The 20,960-nt window shown below is 51.2% G+C and carries 18 protein-coding genes, 2 tRNA genes and 1 riboswitch; of the genes, 5 read left to right on the top strand and 15 right to left on the bottom strand.

Annotation, left to right across the window (positions count from 1 at the left end):
• The 3 genes from ABFD83_05560 to ABFD83_05550 all read left to right on the top strand — a co-directional run.
• Positions 1 to 1,594 (top strand): hypothetical protein (locus ABFD83_05560; protein MEN6356535.1); only part of this gene is annotated, 1,594 nt, incomplete at its 5' end.
• Positions 1,595 to 1,674: 80 nt separating this feature from the next.
• Positions 1,675 to 1,750 (top strand) — tRNA-Arg (locus ABFD83_05555).
• A gap of 4 nt (positions 1,751 to 1,754) precedes the next feature.
• Positions 1,755 to 1,831 (top strand) — tRNA-His (locus tag ABFD83_05550).
• Positions 1,832 to 1,871: 40 nt separating this feature from the next.
• On the opposite strand, the gene ABFD83_05545 is transcribed toward ABFD83_05550, so the two are convergent.
• The 11 genes from ABFD83_05545 to ABFD83_05495 form a co-directional block, all read right to left on the bottom strand.
• Complete coding sequence (locus ABFD83_05545) at positions 1,872 to 2,753, bottom strand: decaprenyl-phosphate phosphoribosyltransferase (protein MEN6356534.1); 882 nt, start codon at positions 2,751 to 2,753, stop codon at positions 1,872 to 1,874.
• Between the two features lie 16 nt (positions 2,754 to 2,769).
• Positions 2,770 to 3,639: a PKD domain-containing protein gene (locus tag ABFD83_05540; GenBank protein ID MEN6356533.1), complete on the bottom strand. Its 870-nt coding sequence runs from the start codon at positions 3,637 to 3,639 to the stop codon at positions 2,770 to 2,772.
• A gap of 102 nt (positions 3,640 to 3,741) precedes the next feature.
• On the bottom strand, positions 3,742 to 4,539 hold the full coding sequence (locus ABFD83_05535; GenBank protein ID MEN6356532.1) for a TIGR00282 family metallophosphoesterase: 798 nt from the start codon (positions 4,537 to 4,539) through the stop codon (positions 3,742 to 3,744).
• A gap of 272 nt (positions 4,540 to 4,811) precedes the next feature.
• Positions 4,812 to 6,356 carry a ribonuclease Y gene (gene rny / locus ABFD83_05530; GenBank protein ID MEN6356531.1) on the bottom strand — a complete coding sequence of 515 codons (1,545 nt, stop codon included), beginning with the start codon at positions 6,354 to 6,356 and terminating at the stop codon, positions 4,812 to 4,814.
• 111 nt (positions 6,357 to 6,467) lie between these two features.
• Positions 6,468 to 7,091 (bottom strand): regulatory protein RecX, encoded by a 624-nt coding sequence (locus ABFD83_05525; protein MEN6356530.1) that lies wholly within the window; start codon positions 7,089 to 7,091, stop codon positions 6,468 to 6,470.
• Between the two features lie 42 nt (positions 7,092 to 7,133).
• Positions 7,134 to 8,156 (bottom strand): recombinase RecA, encoded by a 1,023-nt coding sequence (recA, locus tag ABFD83_05520; protein ID MEN6356529.1) that lies wholly within the window; start codon positions 8,154 to 8,156, stop codon positions 7,134 to 7,136.
• Between the two features lie 173 nt (positions 8,157 to 8,329).
• Positions 8,330 to 8,893, bottom strand: coding sequence for an RNA 2',3'-cyclic phosphodiesterase (gene thpR, locus ABFD83_05515; protein MEN6356528.1), 564 nt, complete (start codon positions 8,891 to 8,893; stop codon positions 8,330 to 8,332).
• A gap of 50 nt (positions 8,894 to 8,943) precedes the next feature.
• Positions 8,944 to 10,194: a competence/damage-inducible protein A gene (locus tag ABFD83_05510; GenBank protein MEN6356527.1), complete on the bottom strand. Its 1,251-nt coding sequence runs from the start codon at positions 10,192 to 10,194 to the stop codon at positions 8,944 to 8,946.
• A gap of 91 nt (positions 10,195 to 10,285) precedes the next feature.
• Positions 10,286 to 12,118 carry a hypothetical protein gene (locus ABFD83_05505; GenBank protein ID MEN6356526.1) on the bottom strand — a complete coding sequence of 611 codons (1,833 nt, stop codon included), beginning with the start codon at positions 12,116 to 12,118 and terminating at the stop codon, positions 10,286 to 10,288.
• Between the two features lie 78 nt (positions 12,119 to 12,196).
• Positions 12,197 to 13,579, bottom strand: coding sequence for a hypothetical protein (locus tag ABFD83_05500; protein MEN6356525.1), 1,383 nt, complete (start codon positions 13,577 to 13,579; stop codon positions 12,197 to 12,199).
• Positions 13,580 to 13,669: 90 nt separating this feature from the next.
• Entirely contained in the window at positions 13,670 to 14,614 is a 945-nt protein-coding gene (locus ABFD83_05495) for a type I phosphomannose isomerase catalytic subunit (protein ID MEN6356524.1), read from the bottom strand.
• Between the two features lie 149 nt (positions 14,615 to 14,763).
• Positions 14,764 to 14,895, top strand: a riboswitch (cyclic di-AMP (ydaO/yuaA leader).
• 2 nt (positions 14,896 to 14,897) lie between these two features.
• Here ABFD83_05495 and ABFD83_05490 point away from each other — a divergent pair.
• Positions 14,898 to 15,281, top strand: coding sequence for an STAS domain-containing protein (locus tag ABFD83_05490; protein ID MEN6356523.1), 384 nt, complete (start codon positions 14,898 to 14,900; stop codon positions 15,279 to 15,281).
• 84 nt (positions 15,282 to 15,365) lie between these two features.
• Here ABFD83_05490 and ABFD83_05485 read toward each other — a convergent pair whose 3' ends face one another.
• Together ABFD83_05485 and cysK are read right to left on the bottom strand one after the other, a co-directional pair.
• Entirely contained in the window at positions 15,366 to 16,427 is a 1,062-nt protein-coding gene (locus ABFD83_05485; protein MEN6356522.1) for an SUMF1/EgtB/PvdO family nonheme iron enzyme, read from the bottom strand.
• Positions 16,428 to 16,481: 54 nt separating this feature from the next.
• A complete protein-coding gene (cysK, locus tag ABFD83_05480) occupies positions 16,482 to 17,453 on the bottom strand; it encodes a cysteine synthase A (protein ID MEN6356521.1) in 972 nt (323 codons plus the stop codon).
• Positions 17,454 to 17,701: 248 nt separating this feature from the next.
• Between cysK and ABFD83_05475 the strand changes: the two genes are divergently transcribed.
• Positions 17,702 to 18,118, top strand: a complete 417-nt coding sequence (locus tag ABFD83_05475) for a hypothetical protein (GenBank protein ID MEN6356520.1) — start codon at positions 17,702 to 17,704, stop codon at positions 18,116 to 18,118.
• A gap of 5 nt (positions 18,119 to 18,123) precedes the next feature.
• On the opposite strand, the gene ABFD83_05470 is transcribed toward ABFD83_05475, so the two are convergent.
• The gene (locus ABFD83_05470; protein MEN6356519.1) at positions 18,124 to 18,687 is read right to left on the bottom strand and encodes a nitroreductase family protein; all 564 of its coding nucleotides are present in this window, start codon (positions 18,685 to 18,687) and stop codon (positions 18,124 to 18,126) included.
• Between the two features lie 155 nt (positions 18,688 to 18,842).
• On the bottom strand, positions 18,843 to 20,768 hold the full coding sequence (locus ABFD83_05465; protein ID MEN6356518.1) for an ABC-F family ATP-binding cassette domain-containing protein: 1,926 nt from the start codon (positions 20,766 to 20,768) through the stop codon (positions 18,843 to 18,845).
• Positions 20,769 to 20,960 lie beyond the last annotated feature (192 nt).

The following is a 20,960-nucleotide window of genomic DNA, read 5'->3' as shown; positions in this document are numbered from 1 at the left end:
AACTATGAAATTCAAGTGGAGTATTAACAAAGATGTGATCCCATGGACATATCGGCTATTTATGGATAGGAAGACTCTGGCTGTTGCCAATGCCGAGCTGAGTAAAGCTCAGAAAGATTTTGATGAGGAAATAACACGCCGCCGACAGGCATTCGCGGATATGATCGATAACTGGGACGATGACCAGATTGCCGATGATGACGAGGATAACCCATATTTGGCCAAGCTGCACAAGTTTGGCATAGGTGCGGCTGTGAAGGGTTTGTTTAACGATATCCCGAACCTTAGGGAATCGTTTATTAACAAAGAGTATGACATGGGTTATTACCCGATCTCAAAACTCTCGCCTGAAACGCAGCAGCTCGTTTTGAATGCAGTGAAGCAGAGATATAAGATTCAGGGGTATAGCAGTGACGGCAACGGTTTTACTGAAGATAATGAAAAGGCGTTCACTACGGGTGGTATGTTGCTGGATGTTGTGCCGGATGAGTTGGGCTGGAAAGCCAATGAATACAGGAAGTTTGCCGGTATAGGGCTTTATATTAACGATATCTTTTTTCAGCTTGATCCTCTTCTGGGCGACCCTTCCAGCCCGTTGAACCAATGCCGTGCTCAGGTGGATTTGCAAGCATGTGAGAAGAACATACCGCTAAAGGATTCATGGGCACAGAGCGAATCTGCATGGCAGATGGCTGCAATTGATGAGTCCAAAAAGCTTGAGGAGTCGTTTCCGACCGAACCCCAGCCGGATATTCCCGATGAGCCCGATCTGCACAATAGGATAGTGGTTAAGCCTGAAGAAAAAGAGTGGCTTGGGCTTGTGGACTTTCAGGCGGCGGTTGCTCAGGCGAGCGGGTTGGCAGTGGTTTCCGACAGTTTCAAAATGACACAGGGATATGCAGTGGTCGGCAATACCGAGATGGAACTCAAAGATGTAATGAAGAGCATATGCGAGGGCTATCGTTACAATTGGGAAAAGCACGGCGATATTATAGAGATGAGCAGTAAGGAGTGGTTCAAAAAGAGGACGACTCAGATCCCGGATGAATGGGTCGAAAGATGGGAGGCTAACCTCAAAAAGCGCGGCTATATGTCTATCGACGACTATGTGCAGATCGCGATGCTGACTACTGCTCAGTTGTTCGAGAATATCGAGACGGACGAGAGCTTTTACAAAGCCGAGATTTTCGATTCGGCGCATTCGACACAGATATGGTTACTTAGGCTATACGCTTCATTTAGCGCCGAACAGAAGAAAGCAATGTATTCCGATATGGGCCTGCCGACCATGACGTTTTCGCCGGACCAGTGGGCTCTGCTGCGCAATATATATACCGAACCATGGTTTAAGTCGGACGGCGTTTCAGCAGTATTCAGGTGCAGCATTGCTGATGATGAGAAGAAGATACCAAAATATACATTCAGGCTTTTCAATGCCAAGACAGGTAATGAGCTGCTGAACTGGCAAGTAAAGATGCTTGAGTATAAAGAACCGGCCAAACCCGAGCCTGAGACTACAAAAGCTCAGGATAAGAAAAGCGAGAGCACCACTCAGCCTGCAACAGGTTCGCAGACAAAAGCGACTACCAAATAAGTGTTTTGGTCACGACAGCAGTCCTGATATTGCGGACAGAGAGGCTTTCATGTTATAATTTGGAGGTCGGTTATGACTTTGCCCCCTTAGCTCAGGGGATAGAGCAACTGCCTTCTAAGCAGTGGGTCGGGTGTTCGATTCACCCAGGGGGCACCATATGGCGGGTGTAGCTCAGTTGGTTAGAGCGCCAGGTTGTGGCCCTGGAGGCCGTGGGTTCGAGTCCCATTACTCGCCCCAATTAGTAGAAATGCCGGTTATCTTCGGGTGACCGGCATTTTTATGCTTTGAGCGCTATTATAGTCACTATAATATAGAGCACGAGGTTAATGAGAAGAGGCTTATCTTCGAGAAGCACCTGCTCAGGCGCACCGCCCGCGTTCTTGGTGTGGATAAGAAACAAATAACGAAACAGTCCGTAGACCACAAACGGGGCCGTGACCATCATTGCCGGATGCTGCTGACCGGAGTAGTAGTTGGGTGTAAATGTGTAGAGGAAGTATGCCATCAGCGATGCCGAGGCCGATATAGTCAGCATCTGATCGAGCATTGATGTCGAATACTGTCCGAGCGTGCGCCTGTAATCAACTCCTCCATTTTCCAGCGTCGCTATTTCGCCTCTGCGCTTGGCAAGCCCCAAAAACAGCGCCAGAAGAGTCGTGCAGACCAAAAGCCAAGGCGAGATCGCCACATGGATCACCACTGCTCCGGCGGCAGCGCGCAGCACGAACCCACCGGCTATCGTGAGCAAATCCACTATGACCACATGCTTAAGATAAATCGAATAGGCTGTTGTCAGCAGAAAGTAAACTGTGACCATCAATCCGAACGAGGTTGCCAATGCATATGAGGCGGCAAGCCCTCCAATAAGCACAAGCACGCCGAATACGACCGCTGCGCCTATCGGCACCTGTCCGGCTGCAATAGGACGGCGGCATTTGCGAGGGTGTTTGCGATCGCACTCGACATCACAGGCGTCATTTAGAATATATCCCGCGCCAGATACAGCGCAGAACAACCCAAATGCGGCCACCACTCTAAGCAGAGCACTCGGCGAATGCCCTTGTTCGATGGTAAAAAGATATCCGGCAAACACAAGCAGGTTTTTTGTCCACTGCTTGGGCCGCAGTGAGATCGCAAGACCCGCGATTGTAGTAAGCAATTTGCCTCCGATGAAGCTAGTCGCCGATTACGGAAATAACTTCCGATGTCTGCGCCTGCTTTTTCAATCCATCCACGTCACTGACGGTAAGCGTAACAGTGAAATCACCGCCGCGTGTGAAGACATAGTGTGCAACCTTGCCCGCCTGCTCCTCCTGTATACCGTTGCTGCTGTCGAAGTCCCATGAATACTTCAACGTGCTGACTCCGCCCTCGGCATTTGCCGTAAGAAAAACATGGTCGTAAACAGCAACCGTCTGGCTTCCTATTGGTTCAACTGTTATAGGCGTGTTATCGGTGATCAGCTTGATCTCACCGAGATAGAAAGTGTTCGGTATATCAGAAAATATAAGCACCTTCTTGAGACTAAAGCCGCCTGCCTTGAACTTTGCCAGAGGAACGGCAATTCGGACCCATTGGTCATCGGGGTCCAAGGTGCCTGTTGGTTCTTCAACTGAGATACTTGAACCACTGTCGGATGTGAAGACAAACCTTATCTTGCTCACTTTCGGCACGGTATATGGTTCTACGTCAAAAGAATAGCCCGTACCTGCAGCGGGATCGACCGTTTTGACATCACCAAAATAAAATGTGAATACTAGGTATCGAGACGCCTCGGGCGTTCCGGTAAACAATGTCACCGGTTTAGTGAACTCCACTCTGCCGCCTGCATAATAGCCCTGAGAAGTGATCTCAATAGCGTCACTGCCTGTCAGGATCACCTTTGTGGACTCGGTTGCTTTGCCGCTTCCCCATGAACCGACCGTTATGCCGTCTTGGCTGATTGGCGCGCCCTTATATATATAGGCTTCGTCTTTTGTCTGGGCATTCGCGGCGACAGCCATAACGGCAATCGCAATCAATATAATCAAACGAGAAAACCGCATTACTTCATATCCTCCAGCTTTAATTCTACCGGGAGCCGACCGCAGTGTCAATTTTGAATTTTGAACTCTGATCTCTGAGTTAGGGAATGTGGCTCATTCAACTCAAAACTCAAATTCCTCAGCGGAGCGGACGTTGATCCGGCGGATGCTTGTCGCATGGGATGTGACAGGATCAACGTCGATCAGGATGCCTTGGAGCGCCGGCTCGCCTTCCGCAGGCTTTATCTTGCCGGGCATCTGTGTGAGAAACCTCCTGATGGCCTCCTGCGCGTCCAATCCGAGCACGGACTCGACTATGCCTGTCATTCCAGCATCGGTTATATATGCGCTCCCGCCCGGCAGCACCCTTTCATCAGACGTCTGTACGTGCGTGTGTGTTCCGACTATAGCGCTGACCCTGCCGTCGAGATAATAACCAAGCGCTGCTTTCTCAGATGTGGCTTCGGCATGCATGTCTGCAATGACCATACCGGCATTTTCGCCAAGCTCAGTCAGGATCGTGTCTGCTGTGCGGAAGGGGCAGTCCAGCGGAGCCATAAATGTCCTGCCCATCAGGTTGATCACACTGACGGAATGTCCGTCCTGTGTCTTGAAAGTGCCGTAGCCTCGACCGGGGGTGCCGGGCCCGTAGTTGGCGGGGCGCAGTATGCGTCTTTCTTCGTCGATGTAGTCCCAACTGTCACGTTTGGACCAGGTGTGATTGCCCATGGTGATTACATCCGCCCCTGCATCAAAGATTGCCTTAGCGACAGGTTTGGTAATTCCAAACCCGCCCGCTGCGTTCTCACCGTTTGCAATCACGAAGCTTACATCAAGACGCGAGCGCAAGGCTGAAAGCATATCATTTACGGCCCTGCGCCCTGGATTTCCGACTATATCACCTACAAAAAGCAATTTCAACTATATGTCACCAGAATCTTGCATTACCTCCAGGTAGGATACCTGGAGGTATAAAACGTATTTCACGGCAGGCCGGAGTAGGGGATGGAATCCCCTTATATGTGCGGCGGGGGAAAGATTCCCCCGCCGATCGGTAGTTTACTAACTGATCGGGCGCGATATCTGATCGCGACCGCAAAGAAAATGCCGCGATTTCAAATCGCGAAATTCTGTTTCGGGCTGGATCGGATATCCGGCCCGATCAGGTTTTGCTGTTGCCTATTACCTGTTACCTACTTCGCATACTCTACGGCACGGGTCTCGCGGATCACCGTGACCTGGATCTGGCCCGGATACTCCATTTCCTCTTCTATGCGCCGCGCGGTATCGTAGGCAAGTTTCACCGCTGAGTCATCATCAACCTCGGTGGGCCTGACCATGACCCGAATTTCGCGGCCGGCCTGGACGGCGTAGGTCTTCTCGACACCGGCAAACGAGTCGGCTATGGTCTCGAGCTTCTGGAGTCGCTTGACGTAGGTTTCCAGTGTCTCGCGTCGAGCGCCCGGCCTTGCTGCTGATATCGCGTCCGCTACCAAAACCAGCACTGCCTCGACTGAATGCGGCTCGATATCATTGTGATGCGCGCCTACAGCATGGCAGACTTCAGGCGGCTCGCCGTAGCGCTTCAGCAGGTCCATCGAGATGATTGCATGAGAGCCCTCGACCTCAAAGTCGACAGCCTTGCCGATATCATGTAAAAGCCCTGCGCGCTTGGCCAGCGGCACGTTAACCTGCAGTTCCGAGGCAATCGCCCCGGCAAGGTGACACACTTCCACGCTGTGCTGAAGCACATTCTGGCCGTAACTCGTTCTGAACCGCAGTCGGCCCAGAAGTTTGACCAGTTCGGGATCGAGACCCGTAACGCCTGTCTCAAAAACGGCCTGGTCGGCGGCTTCTTTCATCTTGGCCTCAGCCTCGATCTGCGCCTTGTTGATCATCTCCTCGATGCGGCCGGGGTGAATCCGACCATCAAGGATCAGGTTTGAAAGCGCCACGCGGGCAACCTCGCGCCGAACCGGGTCAAAGCCCGATATTACTACGGCTTCAGGTGTGTCGTCTATAATAAGATCGACTCCCGTAAGTGTCTCGAATGCGCGAATATTACGGCCTTCGCGACCAATTATCCGGCCTTTCATGTCATCGCTGGGGAGAGGAACCACCGAGACCGTGGTCTCCGTAGCCTGGTCCACAGCACAGCGCTGTACGGCAAGTGTGATGATGTCTCTCGCCTTGCGGTCAGCTTCTTCTTTTGCCTGTTCTTCGGCTTGTCTGATAACGCGCGCAGTTTCACGCTCCATCTCTCGATCGATCTGACGCATCAGTTGCTCTTTGGCCTCATCGGCGGACATTCTGGATATCTTTTCCAGTTCGCCCCTCTGCTGCGCAACCATGGCCTCGCCCTCTTCAAACTTGGCCTGCGCATCAGACTCTTTCTGCTGAATGTCTCTTTCTTTTCGATCGAGGTTTTCAAGCCTGCGCTCCAGTGTCTCTTCTTTCTGGGTCAGTCTTCGCTCTAACCTCTGAATATCAGCCCGTTTGTCCTTATTCTCCTTTTCGATCTCGGCGCGTACCTTGAACGCCTCTTCCTTGGCCTCAAGGAGAATCTCTTTTCGTTTGGCTTCGATTTCCTTTTTGAGTTCTTCTTCTCGTCCCGCAAGTTCCGATCTCTCGGACTTTACGTTCATCTGAAGTTGACGTATATACCCGAAATAGGCTATACCAAATGCCGCGGCGCCGATTACCAGTCCGCCGACAACCGCGATTACCCAGCTTGTCATAACGCCCTCACCTCCTCGAATTGATGGGATGTGAGGTTGAGCGAATTATTATCTGACCAGTAATAACTCCCCGTTTGGGGAAGGATAATATCCTCGACTCTTCCTCTCGAACTATTCGTGTAAAAGCTCTTCAAATACTCTGTTTATAACTTCCCAGCCGAACCCTCTTCTGGCAAGAAAGGAGCCCAGCCTCTTCTTTGAATCAGGATCGAAACCATCGGACTTGCCGATCTTCTTTTGGGCGACCGAAAGCGCCAGTTGAAACTCGGCGTCTTCGTCCAGACTATCAAGCGCTTCCTCTACGGTCGATGCGTCAATGCCCTTTGACCGCAGTTCCCACGCAAGTCTGGTCCTGCCCATCGGCTTTGCAGCCGTTCGCGAGTTTACCCAGCCCCGACTGAACTTCTCATCGTTCAACAGACCGCAGCCGGATAGTTGTTTTATTACTTCTTCTACGGTATCTTCGGGAAAATCGCTCCCGATAAGGCGTTTTCTTATCTCCGAGACTGATCTGTCCCGATATCCCAGGAGCCTAAATGCGCTCTCCCGGGCCTTTCTTATCTCTTCAGCCTTAAGGATTTCGACTAATCGATCATCATCAAACGACTGGCCGACTCCAAGGCCGAGCGCGACTATGATATCTTCATGAGTGCCGACGAGAAACTCACCGTCCACAAATATCGATCTTCTATAACCGCGTCTTTTTTGCGGCTCTATTGCCGTGATTTTGCCCATTATATTGTTATGAGTTCCGAGTTAATTGTTGTGAGTTGCTCACTACTCGGCGGCCGCTGTCTCCGTTTTTTCAGGCTCGGCCTCATCATCTTCATTCGCTTTACGAATCTGGGATTCGAGATCGGCCATGAGTTCCGGATTGTCCTCAAGATAGGCCTTTGCGTTCTCTCTGCCCTGGCCAAGACGTGTCTCGCCGCAAGTGAACCACGTGCCGGTCTTGGTCACAAAGCCCATATCTGTCGCCAGGTCGAGAATACTCCCGCTCTTGGAGATGCCTTTGCCGAACATGATGTCGAACTCAGCATCCTTGAAAGGCGGCCCTACTTTGTTCTTGGCTACCTTGACCTTCACACGATTCCCCACAGCCTCGCCGCTCACTTTAAGCGTCTCGATTCGTCTGACTTCGAGCCTGACGCTGGACCAGAACTTGAGCGCGCGGCCTCCGGGTGTGGTCTCGGGATTGCCGAACATGACCCCGATCTTCTCGCGGATCTGGTTAATGAAGATCGCGGCAGTGTTCGACTTGGAGACCGATCCGCCGATTTTTCTCAGAGCCTGGGACATGAGCCTGGCCTGCAGGCCCATATGCGAGTCGCCCATATCGCCCTCGATCTCAGATTTTGGGACCAGAGCGGCAACTGAGTCGAGCACTACTATATCAACAGCCCCACTTCTGATAAGCGCGTCCATGATCTCCAGAGCCTCTTCACCGGTCGAGGGCTGCGAGACCAGCAGCGCATCTACATCCACACCGAGTTGGCGCGCATAATCGGCGTCAACCGAGTGTTCTGCGTCTACAAACGCGGCAGTGCCGCCGGCTTTCTGAGCCTCGGCTATCACGTGATAGGCGAGGGTCGTCTTGCCGGAGGATTCCTGACCGTATATCTCAGTGATCCTGCCGCGCGGGATTCCACCGGCCCCGAGCGCCATATCAAGCGCAATCGCGCCGGTGGAAATAACACTTACATCAAAGCGCGGCTTTTCACCCAGACGGATGATGGAACCGCGTCCGAACTGCTTTTCAATCTGCGCCATAGCCATATCCAGCGCTTTTGATTTGTCCATAAGTAAGTTCCTTCCTTAACCGGCAGACTGAATTGCCCTGCGGTTAAAACCACGGCAACGACTACACAAAGTCGGCCTTCGCCGACTGATACCTCAGCGTCCGAAGGGACACTTCGTGTTTTTGTGATAAAAATCTTCGTTCGGGTCAGTATTCGGAAATCCTGACCAGCAAACTAAAGATCAATAACCTGAATGGGCGTATAGGTCGGACCCTCACGTCCAAGGTTGCTGCGCATTACGGCCACGCCCGACACCCGCTGCGTGCCAAGGTTGTTGGCGTCTACTTTACCAATTCCTTCGGCAAGCGCTCTTAAAAACCTGCTTGTCTTCACTCTGCCGATTGTTATATGTGCCTTGAATGGTTTGTCTTCTTTTTCAAAACCCATCTCGACGAGCTTTTTGTCTATCGACCGCGCAAGTTCGGCGAGCTTCTCGCGGCCGTCAGCGCTGCCTACCCAGACCACCCTTGCCCTTGCGGGGTTCGGAAATGCCCCGACTGATGATATGGCCAGGTCGAACGGTGAAAAGCCCTGTGCGCCCTCTTCGACAGCGGAGATGACATCCGGCAATACGGCCTCATCGACATTTCCAAGGAACTTCATGGTGATGTGGAAGTTTTCGGGCGCGACCCATTTCACGTCCGGGGCGAGCTTCTTGAGTTGACTTTGGACCTCGGCGACCCTGCGCCTAATGGCATCGTCCATCAAGACTGCTACGAATGTGCGGATAACCTTCATGGTCTCTTTTTTTCGGAATGTCCCGGAATATCCTCATTCAGCCAAGAGGGCTAAGAGGAATTTCCTGCCAAGAACAGCCTCAGCATGTTTAACGCAAACTGGGATGCGCTCAGCTTTATATTTATCCGGCTGCCGACAAATTGATATCGTTCGGCAGCAGTTCCCATGTCACTTGCAAGGGCCATATACACCAGGCCCACCGGTTTTTCGGGCGTTCCTCCGCTCGGTCCGGCAATTCCGGTGATAGAAAGGGCAACATCCGTTCCCGAACGCCGCCTCACGCCCTCAGCCATCGCGCGGGCAACCTGCTCGCTGACGGCTCCGTAATTAATCAACAACTGCTCGTCGACTCCCAAAAAATCCATCTTTGCCTGGTTGGCGTAACTCACTACACCGACCATAAAAGCCGCCGAGCTTCCAGGTATATCCGTTATTCTATTCGCAACAAGCCCGCCTGTGCAGCTTTCAGCCAAAGAAAGCGTGAGGCCGCGCCGCACCAGGCTATCCACAACCACCTGTTCCAAAGTCTCATCATCCCTGCCGAACACGCACTCCCCGAGCACGTCCGTTATCTTGCGGTCCATCTCGTCGATCATAGCGTCCGCCTCGGCTGTATTAGCCGCGCCGGCAGTCACTCTCAAATGGACCTCACCCGGACTTGCATAAGGAGCCACGGTAGGGTTCGAGCTTTTCAACAAGTGCTTAACTCTATCTTCAACACTTGACTCGCCAAGACCTGCAACACGCAGAATTCTTGATCTAATTATACCAGATTGATTTCCAATGCGCTCGCGAAGGTATGGGATCGCCCGCTCGTTGACCATTGGGATAAACTCCCTTGGCGGCCCAGGCAGCACTATCACGACCTTGCCGTCCCCAGTCTCAAAGATCGCGCCTGGAGCGGTGCCCATTGGGTTGGGCATGATCCTGCCGCGAGTCGGGCCCATGGCCTGCTTTATATTGGACTGGGGCATCTCGATTCCGCGCGTAGCAAAGAAATTACGGATACTGCGCTCGGACTCTTCGTCGATGACCATCTTATCACCGACTACCTTCGCCACTGTCTCTTTTGTTATATCGTCCTGAGTCGGGCCAAGCCCGCCTATAGTAAAGACTATATCCGAACGAGACAGCGCCTGCTCCAACACTTCGATCAATCTGGATTCGTTATCGCCGACGGTGGCCCTGTGGTGCAGAGTTATCCCCAACTCGGGCAAGAGTTTGGATAGATATGGGGCATTCGTGTCCACGATCTGCCCAAGCAATAATTCCGTGCCTACCGACACAATCTCCGCGCGCACCGGCTACCTCCAAAAAATCTACATTAATTATAACCTATCGGCGAATGTGGTAGCAAGTCAGATTAGATGTAAGAAGTAAGAGGTTATGCAATCACGGCTTCTTTTCGTCTCTGTGTTTCGGATCGACATATACAGGTGTGCGCAGGTGATATTCACCAGGGATATCCCCGAAGTTGGTGCATGCTTTGAACGTGTAGATGAACCGTTTTCCGTTTGTCTGCTTTGTGCACGTGATCCTGGCTCCGGATGATGCAATATCAAGATTTACGAGAAGTGGCGAGCTTATACCCATCATCAGCTTTGCAATTGACTGCTGCTGACCGGGGTTAAGGCTGCCGTATGCCAGGCCTGCATCTGAAAAGAGCATAGAGCGCTGAGCGGCAGCAAAGGAGGCGTATATCTTAAGATACTCGCGCTGCTTCCACATAGTATCCACTGCGAACCTGAGAATATCATCATTCGTTATGCTTCGACGGATCTGCTCGTCGTTAAGAGAGGCAACTTCTGCTAGATCATCTATATCGAGAGTGCCGGTATCTTGGAATTTTTTGCGGAGCCGCTCGCGCAGGGCGTTGGCGATGCGGCCTTCGCGTATGTCATACCAGTGCACGTCCCACAGCTCGATTACGTTATCATTTCTGTTCCAGTTGTAATAGTAACTTTTCATAGAAATGGTTTCGAGTGCACTGCGGAGTTTTGAATCCTTATCGAAGGCCAGATTGGTTTTGCCACGGAAGTTGTCCGTGACTATCGCGAAACCTGAATTATCGGCCAGAGCAGCCACCATACCGGTGATTGTCTTTGATGCGACTTTTTCTTTGAGCGGCACATCGATAGCAGGGTCGTCAGAGTGTTCGATAATAGGCTCCTGGGTATAGGAGTCGATACAAACCTTGGGGCTATTGAGGGCTTCTTTCTCTCTGGCAGCAACGATCTGATCTATCACCTGATCATAGATGTCCCAGAATGTACACCTGTTTTCGTAAGCCTGCAGAAATGCTTTTTCACGCAGTCTGCTTGACTCGGAGTCCAGAATATGTAAAGGCAAGTAAACATAATCATCACCTACAGCAATATTCAACCATGGAATATCAGATGGCGTGTTGCTTTTGTATAAATCAACCTTTATTGGTGCTCCTTCTTGATTCAGTTTATCAAGCCGCGAGTTCTCTCTGTCTTTGCTCTCGCCATCATCCACAAGTATTTGAGAATGCAGTTTAAGATAAGCCAGCATGGAATTCGCCAATGCGTTCCTTGAACCCGTCGAGAGCCAGGAAGAAGATAGCTTAAGCTCATCACCGGCAAGCCAGGCCTCCGCAACCGAGGGAGTCTGCTTGAGAAAATCGATAAGCGGACTGAGCACACCAGCTTTTAACAAGAGATAGTGCTTGGGGTCATCTTCTTTGAGTTTTGCAAGCTCCTGCTCAGACATGGAAGGTATGCTCATAAACTTATCCCAGGCTGCTTTGCGCTTCTTCGCATCTATCTCTTTAAGCTCAGCCACACGCTTATTCACTCCGGCGATGGCGGCTGGGTCTTCTATCAGTCGATATGTCCAGTTTGGAGACTTGCCGCCCCTGACCCACTTGAAGTGCAGTGTGTGAGCGATTGAGTCCATCAGAGTGGAAAGGGGGATATCGGCGGCCATCACTGTAGTGCAGTCTTCGCGGACGCGCCAGTCCGATAAGTTGTGACCTGCGTAAAAGGTGATGCCGGTCTCGTTTGTCAAATCATCAGCGATGTCGGTGATAGGTCTGAGTTTGGCCTTATAGGTGATCTTTTGGTCGAGACGCGGGTCTCTTACAGGCTGGATCGTCTGCTTTTGAGTAAGCATGTTTGGGTCTACAGCCGTTTTACCCTCTGCAAAAGCGAAAACAGTTGCAGTTGCCAATAGAATCGGGACTATGAATAAGGTTCTGCGCATTCGAGTCCTCTCACAATGCAAATATGGCTGTCTTATACCTCCAGGTAAGGATACCTGGAGGTATAAGATAAGGCACTATCAATTTGCATGACGCTCGAATGCGGAATTTTCACAATAATTGGACGAATAGAATTCCCACAAAGCCATCAGCGCAATGGCCTGGCAGAGCACACCCACCATCGCAAATATTGCGTACACAGGTAGTTGAAGATATGACCCTTTGTTGGTAACGACTGCATACCACAGAAAATTCTCAGCAAAACGCACGATTGCAAAGATCATGTATCCCAGCGCAATAAATGGGATCAGTTGTTTCCAATCCCTCCTCCATATTCGCAGGCTGCCCGCTGCGGACTCGGAAAACCGCTCCGACTTGTCGGCTATGCGAAAAGGCGCGAATGAAAACGCAATTACAGTCAATATTGTCAGTATGAACTGTATCAGGCCGCCCGCACTGTCCAGACGGTAAAGTAAATAAGGTGTGAATGTAAGCAGGCCATATATCAGAAACAGCAGCAGCATACTAGGAAATTGAGCAATGCAGTCAGAAAGAAAATGGGCTCTTATATCCGTTTGCCTCTTGAGACCCATGATTAATCCGCCGACCAGGAAACCGTTGACGGATGCCAACACGACTATGCCTAAAAGCCCCGCATGTGTCAACGGCATTTCGGCGTGGACTACTTGAGTGACAATGCGTTTACCTTTGAATGTCTTTACAGACTTAGATGTTGTCTGAGCGTTGATATGGGCATTAGCTGCGCTTGCTTGTCGAGACATTTCGGTGGCTTGTATCCAAGATTTATACATATCCGCGGAGTCCAGCGCGAGATACGAGACCGTAGCAATCGCAATTATGGGAAGTGCTGTTCTCAAATAGGCTGTTCCAGGCAGGGATTGTGTTGATTTGATTCGCTTGTACAGCCAGATAATCGCGACAAGGACAATCAGCCCGATTATGACCCCACCCACCGATGCTATTGAAAGTCCTGCTTTAGGAACAAAGGAATTCAAAATGTTGCGCCCTGACGACTTAAATGCAGAAACTGCCATAACAAGAAAGTAATTTGGCATGTTACTCAACGGCTGCTGAGCGGAACTCTGCAGCATAGGATGCCACATTATCAGGGTCAACGCAGACATGAGAACTGCGCTTAACACGTTGATCAGGGCGACTATTCCGAAAAGGCCATTCAGCCATCTTTGACCCCAGAAGCTTTTCCACGCCCGCCAATAAAGGTCCGTATATCTGCCAAGGCCAATCGGAGCCGGATCGCCAGGCTGCCAGGTAAAGATTTTGAGAAGAAAAAGAATGCCGACAACGCCGATAAGGACCGGCATAAACAGCTCTACCAGCGTTTCGACCGTCCATGGCCCTCTGAAAAAATAACACCAAGCGCTGCCATAAACTACCATTAATACTGCCGCGAGAATTCCACACACACGATCGGATCGAGTCATAATACTCCTCCTGATATTCGATGTCTGTAACCCAGCAAACATAAGACCTCGGTGCGATTTGGCAATCGCCACCGAGGTTAGAACGGGGTCTTAATCCTTGAGAGGCGTAAACAGGACTTCTCCACTGCCGCAGGTATCTATCGTATAAGGCTCAGAGACAGCCGGGACCAGGCATGTGAACGAATGCTTGAGAGTGATGTTCCAGTTATCGTTCGGGCCGGTGAGTTTGCAGTCTCCCATAGTGGCTGTGACAAGATGCATGTGCTTCGATGATTTGACAGTCACCTTGCCTCCTGTAGCCTTTACTACGCAGAAGGTCGGGAACTCGGTAAGTGTTTCGACTTTTGCTGTTCCGTCTATTTCAAGCCCGGCGTCGAGGACGGGATAGTCCGGGTGGGCAGTAGTGATGGCTTTACAGCCGTCGTCGAGGTGCAGTGCGCGGCCACGGTTATAGTCGAACAGGCGATACGTCACCTGAGTCTGCTCACTAACTTCAAATGCGACAATGCCGGGTCCGACTGCGTGGATCGTGCCGGTCGGGACGTTGAAATACATCCCCGGTTTGATGTTGTCCGCACGGTAGAGCATCGAAAGGACCTGCTCTTCGCTTGGATTGTCGGAGTGAATGAGGTTGCAGAAGGCCTTTTTATCCACGCCCTCTTTGAACCCGCAGAAGAGGTATGCATCAGGCTCTGCGTAGAGGATATACCACATCTCGTCTTTGTGCGCGTTTTCCGACACCGGATGCGCCTGGACGGATAGCTTCTCGGCTGAATCGAGGAGCTTTACGACCACCGGCACGTTTACGATCTTATCGAGAGGGGTGCCTGCAAGAGGGCCGTTGGTGATTTTCGTAACAGTCGCCAGGTCTGGATTGCCGGGATCACGCGGCCATGTGCTCACATCCCAGGCTTCGCCCATGGGCTGGTCGGATTTTAAGGCTTCGCGATCATATAACTTGCTTACGCGTCCGCCGCCCCACGGTCTGGGTACGGATATAGGCTCAAGAAGTAATGGATAATCGAACTTGCTCAATGAATGCACCTCCGTGCAGAAAATCACTATACTCATTTAAGTTTCTACGCCATCAGACCGTCATCCTCTTTGCATAAGCGACCGATAATAGGCATGCCTGCATGTCAAGGAACAAGCCCGGCATATTTGGCGTATATTATATGGAATATAGATTACAGGCGCCGAAGCTCTCGGCAAGAGCGCGGGGGAACCGATTAGTGGGGCTAATTCCAGCATTATTGGAAGGGGTGCTTCCTACCCCAGCCCGTCAGCTAACCTCGCAGGCGCGGCAGGAAGGAAAAACATGCCTACAGCACGCATTACCGGTCATGAAATTCACTACAGAATCTCCGACGGCTACGCGGTCGTCCGGCCCGAAGGAGCATGCGATGAGGGAACTACCGAAGCCCTCGCCCGGCTTGTCAACTCACCCATGATCGAATCCAAGAACCTTGTGCTCGACCTCAGCCGATCCAAATATGTCGAGACCCCCGGCTACAGGTGGATAGTCAGGCAGTTCAGGCATGCAGAGTCGGCAGGAAAGTCCGTTGTGGTTGTGGGTCTGCCGCCATCGGTGGAACGCGCGTTCAACTTGCTGAAGCTGGATAAGATGGTCCCAACCGCCCAAACGGTCTCCGAAGCGCTTAATCTGCTCGGCAAGCCACAAGAGATGGTTTTGAGCGCATAGTATGCAGACTTAATGGGTCAGAATTTAAAAAACCTGACCCAAAATGGCTTCATAATTGCTTGACTCAGTCTGAACTTATCCGGGTCAAATGGATGCCGGCCTTGTGTGTTTCTGAATGAGTCTTCGAAATCCCCAAAAAACAAATAGTCCAAGTCCTACGACAATTGAAATAACTGTCGGCGGTTCAGGTACTGCTTCAACAACACGGAATCCACATTCAAGTATTTCTTCGTTCGGGGAGAGGCTATAACTGCCGTCCATAGCATTAAGTGCAGAGGAAGAATATAGAAATGAACCACCGCAATTGGAGCGAAAAGCAATGTTGTCGGAAATTATAAGAGCTTCGTTGTATTCCCAAACATTACCGCCTTGATCAAATGTCCCATACGCACTTGCAGAGTTTTCGAATTCGCCGACGTTCGTTCGATAATAAGGATAACCGATCGCGTCGTGATATCCATCACTATCTATGATACTAAAATTAGCATTGTTACCGTCGTCTGGAGTCACTAATTGGTTGCTGGGTGCTGAGTCGCTCTGAGTCGGATAGCTCCAGTATCCAGCATCATTACCATTTCCTTTATAGTAAGCTGCTTTGTACCATTCATCTTGAGTGGGAAGAAACCATTTCGCTTCAGAATTTCTTGCAATTGTGCGGCCGTCATTGCCGTTATATCCATTCAAGGTGTATGCACCTGTTTCGGTATCGCCACTTCCTTGGCCGTTATTTAACCAGTTGACGAATCTGCACGCATCCCAATAACTTACATAGTTGACCGGCCTATTAGCCCAATCCGAATCAATGCTATAAGTATAACTGCCTGAATCGCCGGAGCGACAGATATTGCAACCATACACATTCACTTTGGCCATGTCGGTGTTATAAAGCCCATATGGATCAGATACCGCTTTGGCATTTAGGAAATCTGTGTATTGCCCTGCAGTAATCTCAAATTTGCCCATTCTGTAAGTATAATTAACAGCGCCGTGGCCATTGCGTACATCTGGTGCATTGCCCGAATCTCCAACCAAGACCATTTCTAGGCTTGTAAGTCCATTAGGCATATTAAACACATCAGAATGAGCTCTCACACCTACACAAGTCATAATTACAGCAATTGCTGCAGCCACATAGATTCTGACCATAGAAGCCTCCATACGGTCGCACTACATTAGCAACCATACGTATTATATCACATCTTATATAACGCCGTTCTTCTCTACGCCCTCAAAAAGAGTAGTGCTCATATAACGCTCCGCAGCGTCCGGCAGGATAACGACTATATTCTTGCCCTCGAACTCGTCGGTGCGCGCGATGCGGTCCGCTACAGCCATTGCCGCCCCGCATGATATGCCGACCAGGATGCCTTCTTCGCGCGGGAGTCTGCGCGCATACTCTATGGCTTCGTCGCTTTCAACTGTCTCTACCCTGTCGATTATTGAGAGGTCCAAAACTTCAGGCACAAAACCCGCGCCTATTCCCTGAATTTTGTGCGGACCCGGCTTGATCGGCTGATCCATAATTGTCTGAGTAAGCACCGGTGACTCGGCAGGCTCTACGGCGATTGAGGTGATCTGTTTGCCCTTGACGCACTTGAAGAACCGTGAGATTCCCGTTATGGTGCCCCCAGTGCCTACCCCTGCGATCACGACGTCCACATTGCCGTCGGTGTCGTCCCAAATCTCGGGGCCGGTGGTCTCCTCATGAATCTGCGGGTTTGCTGGGTTTTTGAACTGCTGAGGCATAAAAAACTTGTCCGGGTCGGAGGCGACCATCTGCTCAGCTCGATCAATCGAACCTTTCATTCCCAGCGCTCCATCCGTAAGCTCGATCTTAGCGCCTAAAGCCATCAGAACTTTGCGCCGCTCAATACTCATCGTCTCGGGCATGGTGAGGATAACCGGATATCCCCTCGCCGCGCCAACGAATGCGAGCGCGATGCCGGTGTTGCCGCTGGTCGGCTCCACAATTACCTTGCCGTGCTTGAGAGAGCCGTCCATTTCAGCCGCCCATATCATCGATGCGCCGACTCTGCACTTCACCGAATATGCGGGGTTTCTGCCCTCTATCTTTGCCAGGACAGTCGCCTTTGCGCTTCTTGTGATGTGGTTGATCCTTATAAGAGGCGTTCGCCCGATGCTGTATGAATTGTCTTCAAACCAGTTTGCCATATAATTCTCCCAAAATTGTCGAGAGCGGAGAGTGGAGAGTTGAGAGTCCGGACTCATTAGCGCTCTATATAGATTATTATTATGATCTTGACAGACCTCGCTGCCGAAGCCGCCGGACAGTCGTACCTGTCGGCTCTTAGCTTTTACTATTTCTGTGGATTTGACATACACCCAGATGTGATACCCTAAATTGACAAAGACAGAATCTTACGTATAATGTCAATATAATAACAGTGGGAGGACCGAGTATGTCTCGTGATATTAAAGATCGCGACGATAGCGCTGTCGTGCTGATGGTTCAAGTGCTGGCAATAATTCTTGTTTTTGCTGTTCCCACGATCGTGCTCACGCTCGCGCTGCCGAAATACTCGTCCTGGATAGTGTTGGGCGGCATCTATCTGCTCTTTGCCACCGCGGCGCTCTTTGCCGGAGTCGGGTGGCGCGATCCAAACTATACCCTGCGCGCCAAGATATATACCCTGCTTGTCCTCGCTGCAACGATTTTTTACGTGCCCACCTCACGACTGATATCCGACTTCGACTGGGAGTTTACGGATTTTGTCAATGCCGTCTCGATACGCAGCGCGTGCCTGCTCTCGCCGTTTATTATCGGGCTGATCCTGTCGCGTGTGATGAGAAAGTACACCACTCCATCAGGAAAATAGCCACACTATTTCCAGAAAATCATCTCGGGCGGGTTCTTTTCCATCTCAAAGAATTCGATTGCAGGGTGTCCCACTATTATAGGCGCGATCACGGTGTAGTCTGCCGGTATGCCCAGCGCGGTTTTTGCATCAGGACTGCTCAGATACATTGCAGCAAAACCTATCCAGCAGCTTCCCAGGCCCATTCCTCGCGCCATCAGCATCAGATTTTCCGCTGCAAGAGTGCAGTCGACCTCAGCGGCAGGGCTGATATTGGGCTTCGCGCAGATTATGATCAGAGCAGGAGCGTTATAGAACACATTATAATCAGGGCTCTGCATAGCCTCGCGATATCTCTCTAGCGCCGGCATTTTATCAAGGACACTCAGCAGATACGCTTTGACCTTCTCCGACAGGTTGGCGAGTATATCTTTGTCCTGAATAACGGCAAACGCGCACGGCTGCGTGTTCATCGCACTGGGAGCCTGGATCGCCACATCGATCAACTGCTCGATAGTGGTACGGTCCACAGGCTTGTCCTGATACGCACGGATAGAACGTCGAGTATAGAGCGCTTCCTTTATATCCATTGTGTTCCCTCTAAAATAGTGATGTGACATTCTACCAACAAGCGAGGTGACAAGCAAGCTGTGCAAATGCTTCGACTGAACACATATGCTAAGGGTGAAGCATTTGCGACGAGATATGCAAGACTATCCAAACGCAAGCGGCAAATGCTTCACCCCTACTCATATTTTGCGACCTCGGATATAACACGTTCCCAATCTGTGTAGAGGGTAGATAGCTGTTCCGAAAGACTGTCGTATTCCACCGACAGGTCTCTGGCGGAGCCGTTGCGATATGTCTCTTCACTGCCGAGCGCTTCTGTTATTTCGCGCATTCTCTCTTCGACAGTATGGATTTTGCTCTCAAGCTCGGCCTGCTTTTTTGCAAGCTCGCGTTTTCTACGCTCCATCTCACGCAGTGATGATACTACGCGTTCTTTCTTAGGCTCAGGTTTAGATTCAATCACAGCGGCGGATGATTGGCGCACTTTCTCGCGATAGTTTGAGTAGTTGCCCAGATAAGTAGAAAACCCGCCGTCCTTTATCTCTATGATCTCGTCGGCTATGGCATCGAGCAGATAGCGGTCGTGAGATGCTGCTATGACCGTGCCGTCGTATGAGCGGAGCGCATTCTCCAGAGCCTCGCGAGAGGCTATGTCCAGATGGTTGGTAGGTTCATCCAGCAAAAGCAGGTTAGGCCTGCCAGCAAGGACCTTTGCAAGAGCCAGCCTGCACATCTCGCCGCCCGAGAGCACTTCAACTCTCTTGAATGCGTCATCGCCCATAAACAGGAACTTTGCCAACAGATCGCGTGCCTGCACGGCGCTGATGCCGGAGTCGGCGAGAAGCTCCTCCAATACTGTGCGGGTGGGGACCAGATGGTCGAACTCCTGCGCAAAGTAGACCGGCTCTACGTTATGGCCGAAAATGACCTCACCCGAATCGGCTGTCTCCCTCTCGGCGATTATCTTAAGCAGGGTAGTTTTGCCGCTGCCGTTCGGGCCGACAATTCCTATCTTTCGCCCGCGCTCGGCTACGTAGTCGATATTTGTAAAAAGCTGCCTGCCGGGGTAGCCCTTGGTCAGCTTGGCAAACCTTAGAACCTCGCGCCCACTGCGCACCGCTGATGCAAAACGGACTTTGACGGTCTGCTGGTCGCGCACTGTCTGAACTCGCTTGATCCGTTCGAGCTGTTTGATCTTAGAGTCGCGCCTGCTGAACTTTCGGTCTGAAAAAAGCGTCTGGATTGCCGCTTCAATCCGCGTTATTTCCTTCTGCTGTTCTTTATAGAGCCTGCGCAGCTCTTCGACTTTAGCTTCTTTTTGCCGGGCGTATTCCTTATAATTACCTTTGTAAGTCGAGACCGTGCCGCCATCGAGGTCAAAAACTTTGCTGACAACCTTGTCCATAAAGTAGCGGTCATGGCTGACAATAAGCGCGGCACCGTTGTATCTGTCCTGAAGGTAGTCCTGCAGCCATTCGCAGGCCTGTATGTCGAGATGGTTGGTCGGCTCGTCCAGCAGCAGCACATCCGGCGATAGAAGCAGGAGCCTTGCAAGGGCGGCTCTGGTCTTCTGTCCACCGCTCAAGGTCCGCACTTTCTTTGTGAAATCCAACTCCTCGAAACCCAGCCCAAGCAGGATCGCTCTTGCCTGAACCTGATAATCGAAGCCGTGCAGGCCATCGAATCGATGGCTGACCTCGGCATAGCGGCTGCCGAGTTTATGAGCCTGCTCGTCTGTCACCTGTTTCATCTTTCGATCCAGATCGGCAAGTACGCATGCGCATTCAAAAATATCCGGCGTCACCCCTACCACGGCGGGCAGCATCTCGGACCCCTCCGGCAGATCGACCTCCTGCGGCAGGTATCCAATTGTGATTCCGGGTTCTTTGTTCACATTACCGGAGTCTGCGGACTCCTCGTCGCAGATTATCTTGAGCAGTGTCGTCTTGCCGGTGCCGTTGGCTCCGATAAGAGCCGTGCGCTCACGCTCGTTCACAAAAAACGAGACATCCTCGAAGAGATCACGAGTGCCGTAGGATTTTTTTATGTTGGAGAGTGTGATAACAGCCATATTTGCAACCAGGGACCGCGGACAATGCATTCCACGCTCCCGTGTATCAATCTTATCCGACCACGCGCTGACTGTCAACGGGAGGTCAAGGCTGATAGAGGCAATTGCGTTATCTGTAACTGATCTCAATTCTGTTGATTCAAAGAAAGTAAAAGCCCCAAGCAGTGAGCGTGGCAAGTATTCAATGTGCGGAAAAAGTAAAAAATCTACCCCAATAAAAGC

The sequence above is a fragment of the Armatimonadota bacterium genome (genome assembly GCA_039679645.1).
Taxonomy (GTDB): domain Bacteria; phylum Armatimonadota; class UBA5829; order UBA5829; family UBA5829; genus UBA5829.
This window is presented reverse-complemented; position numbering and strand designations above follow the sequence as displayed.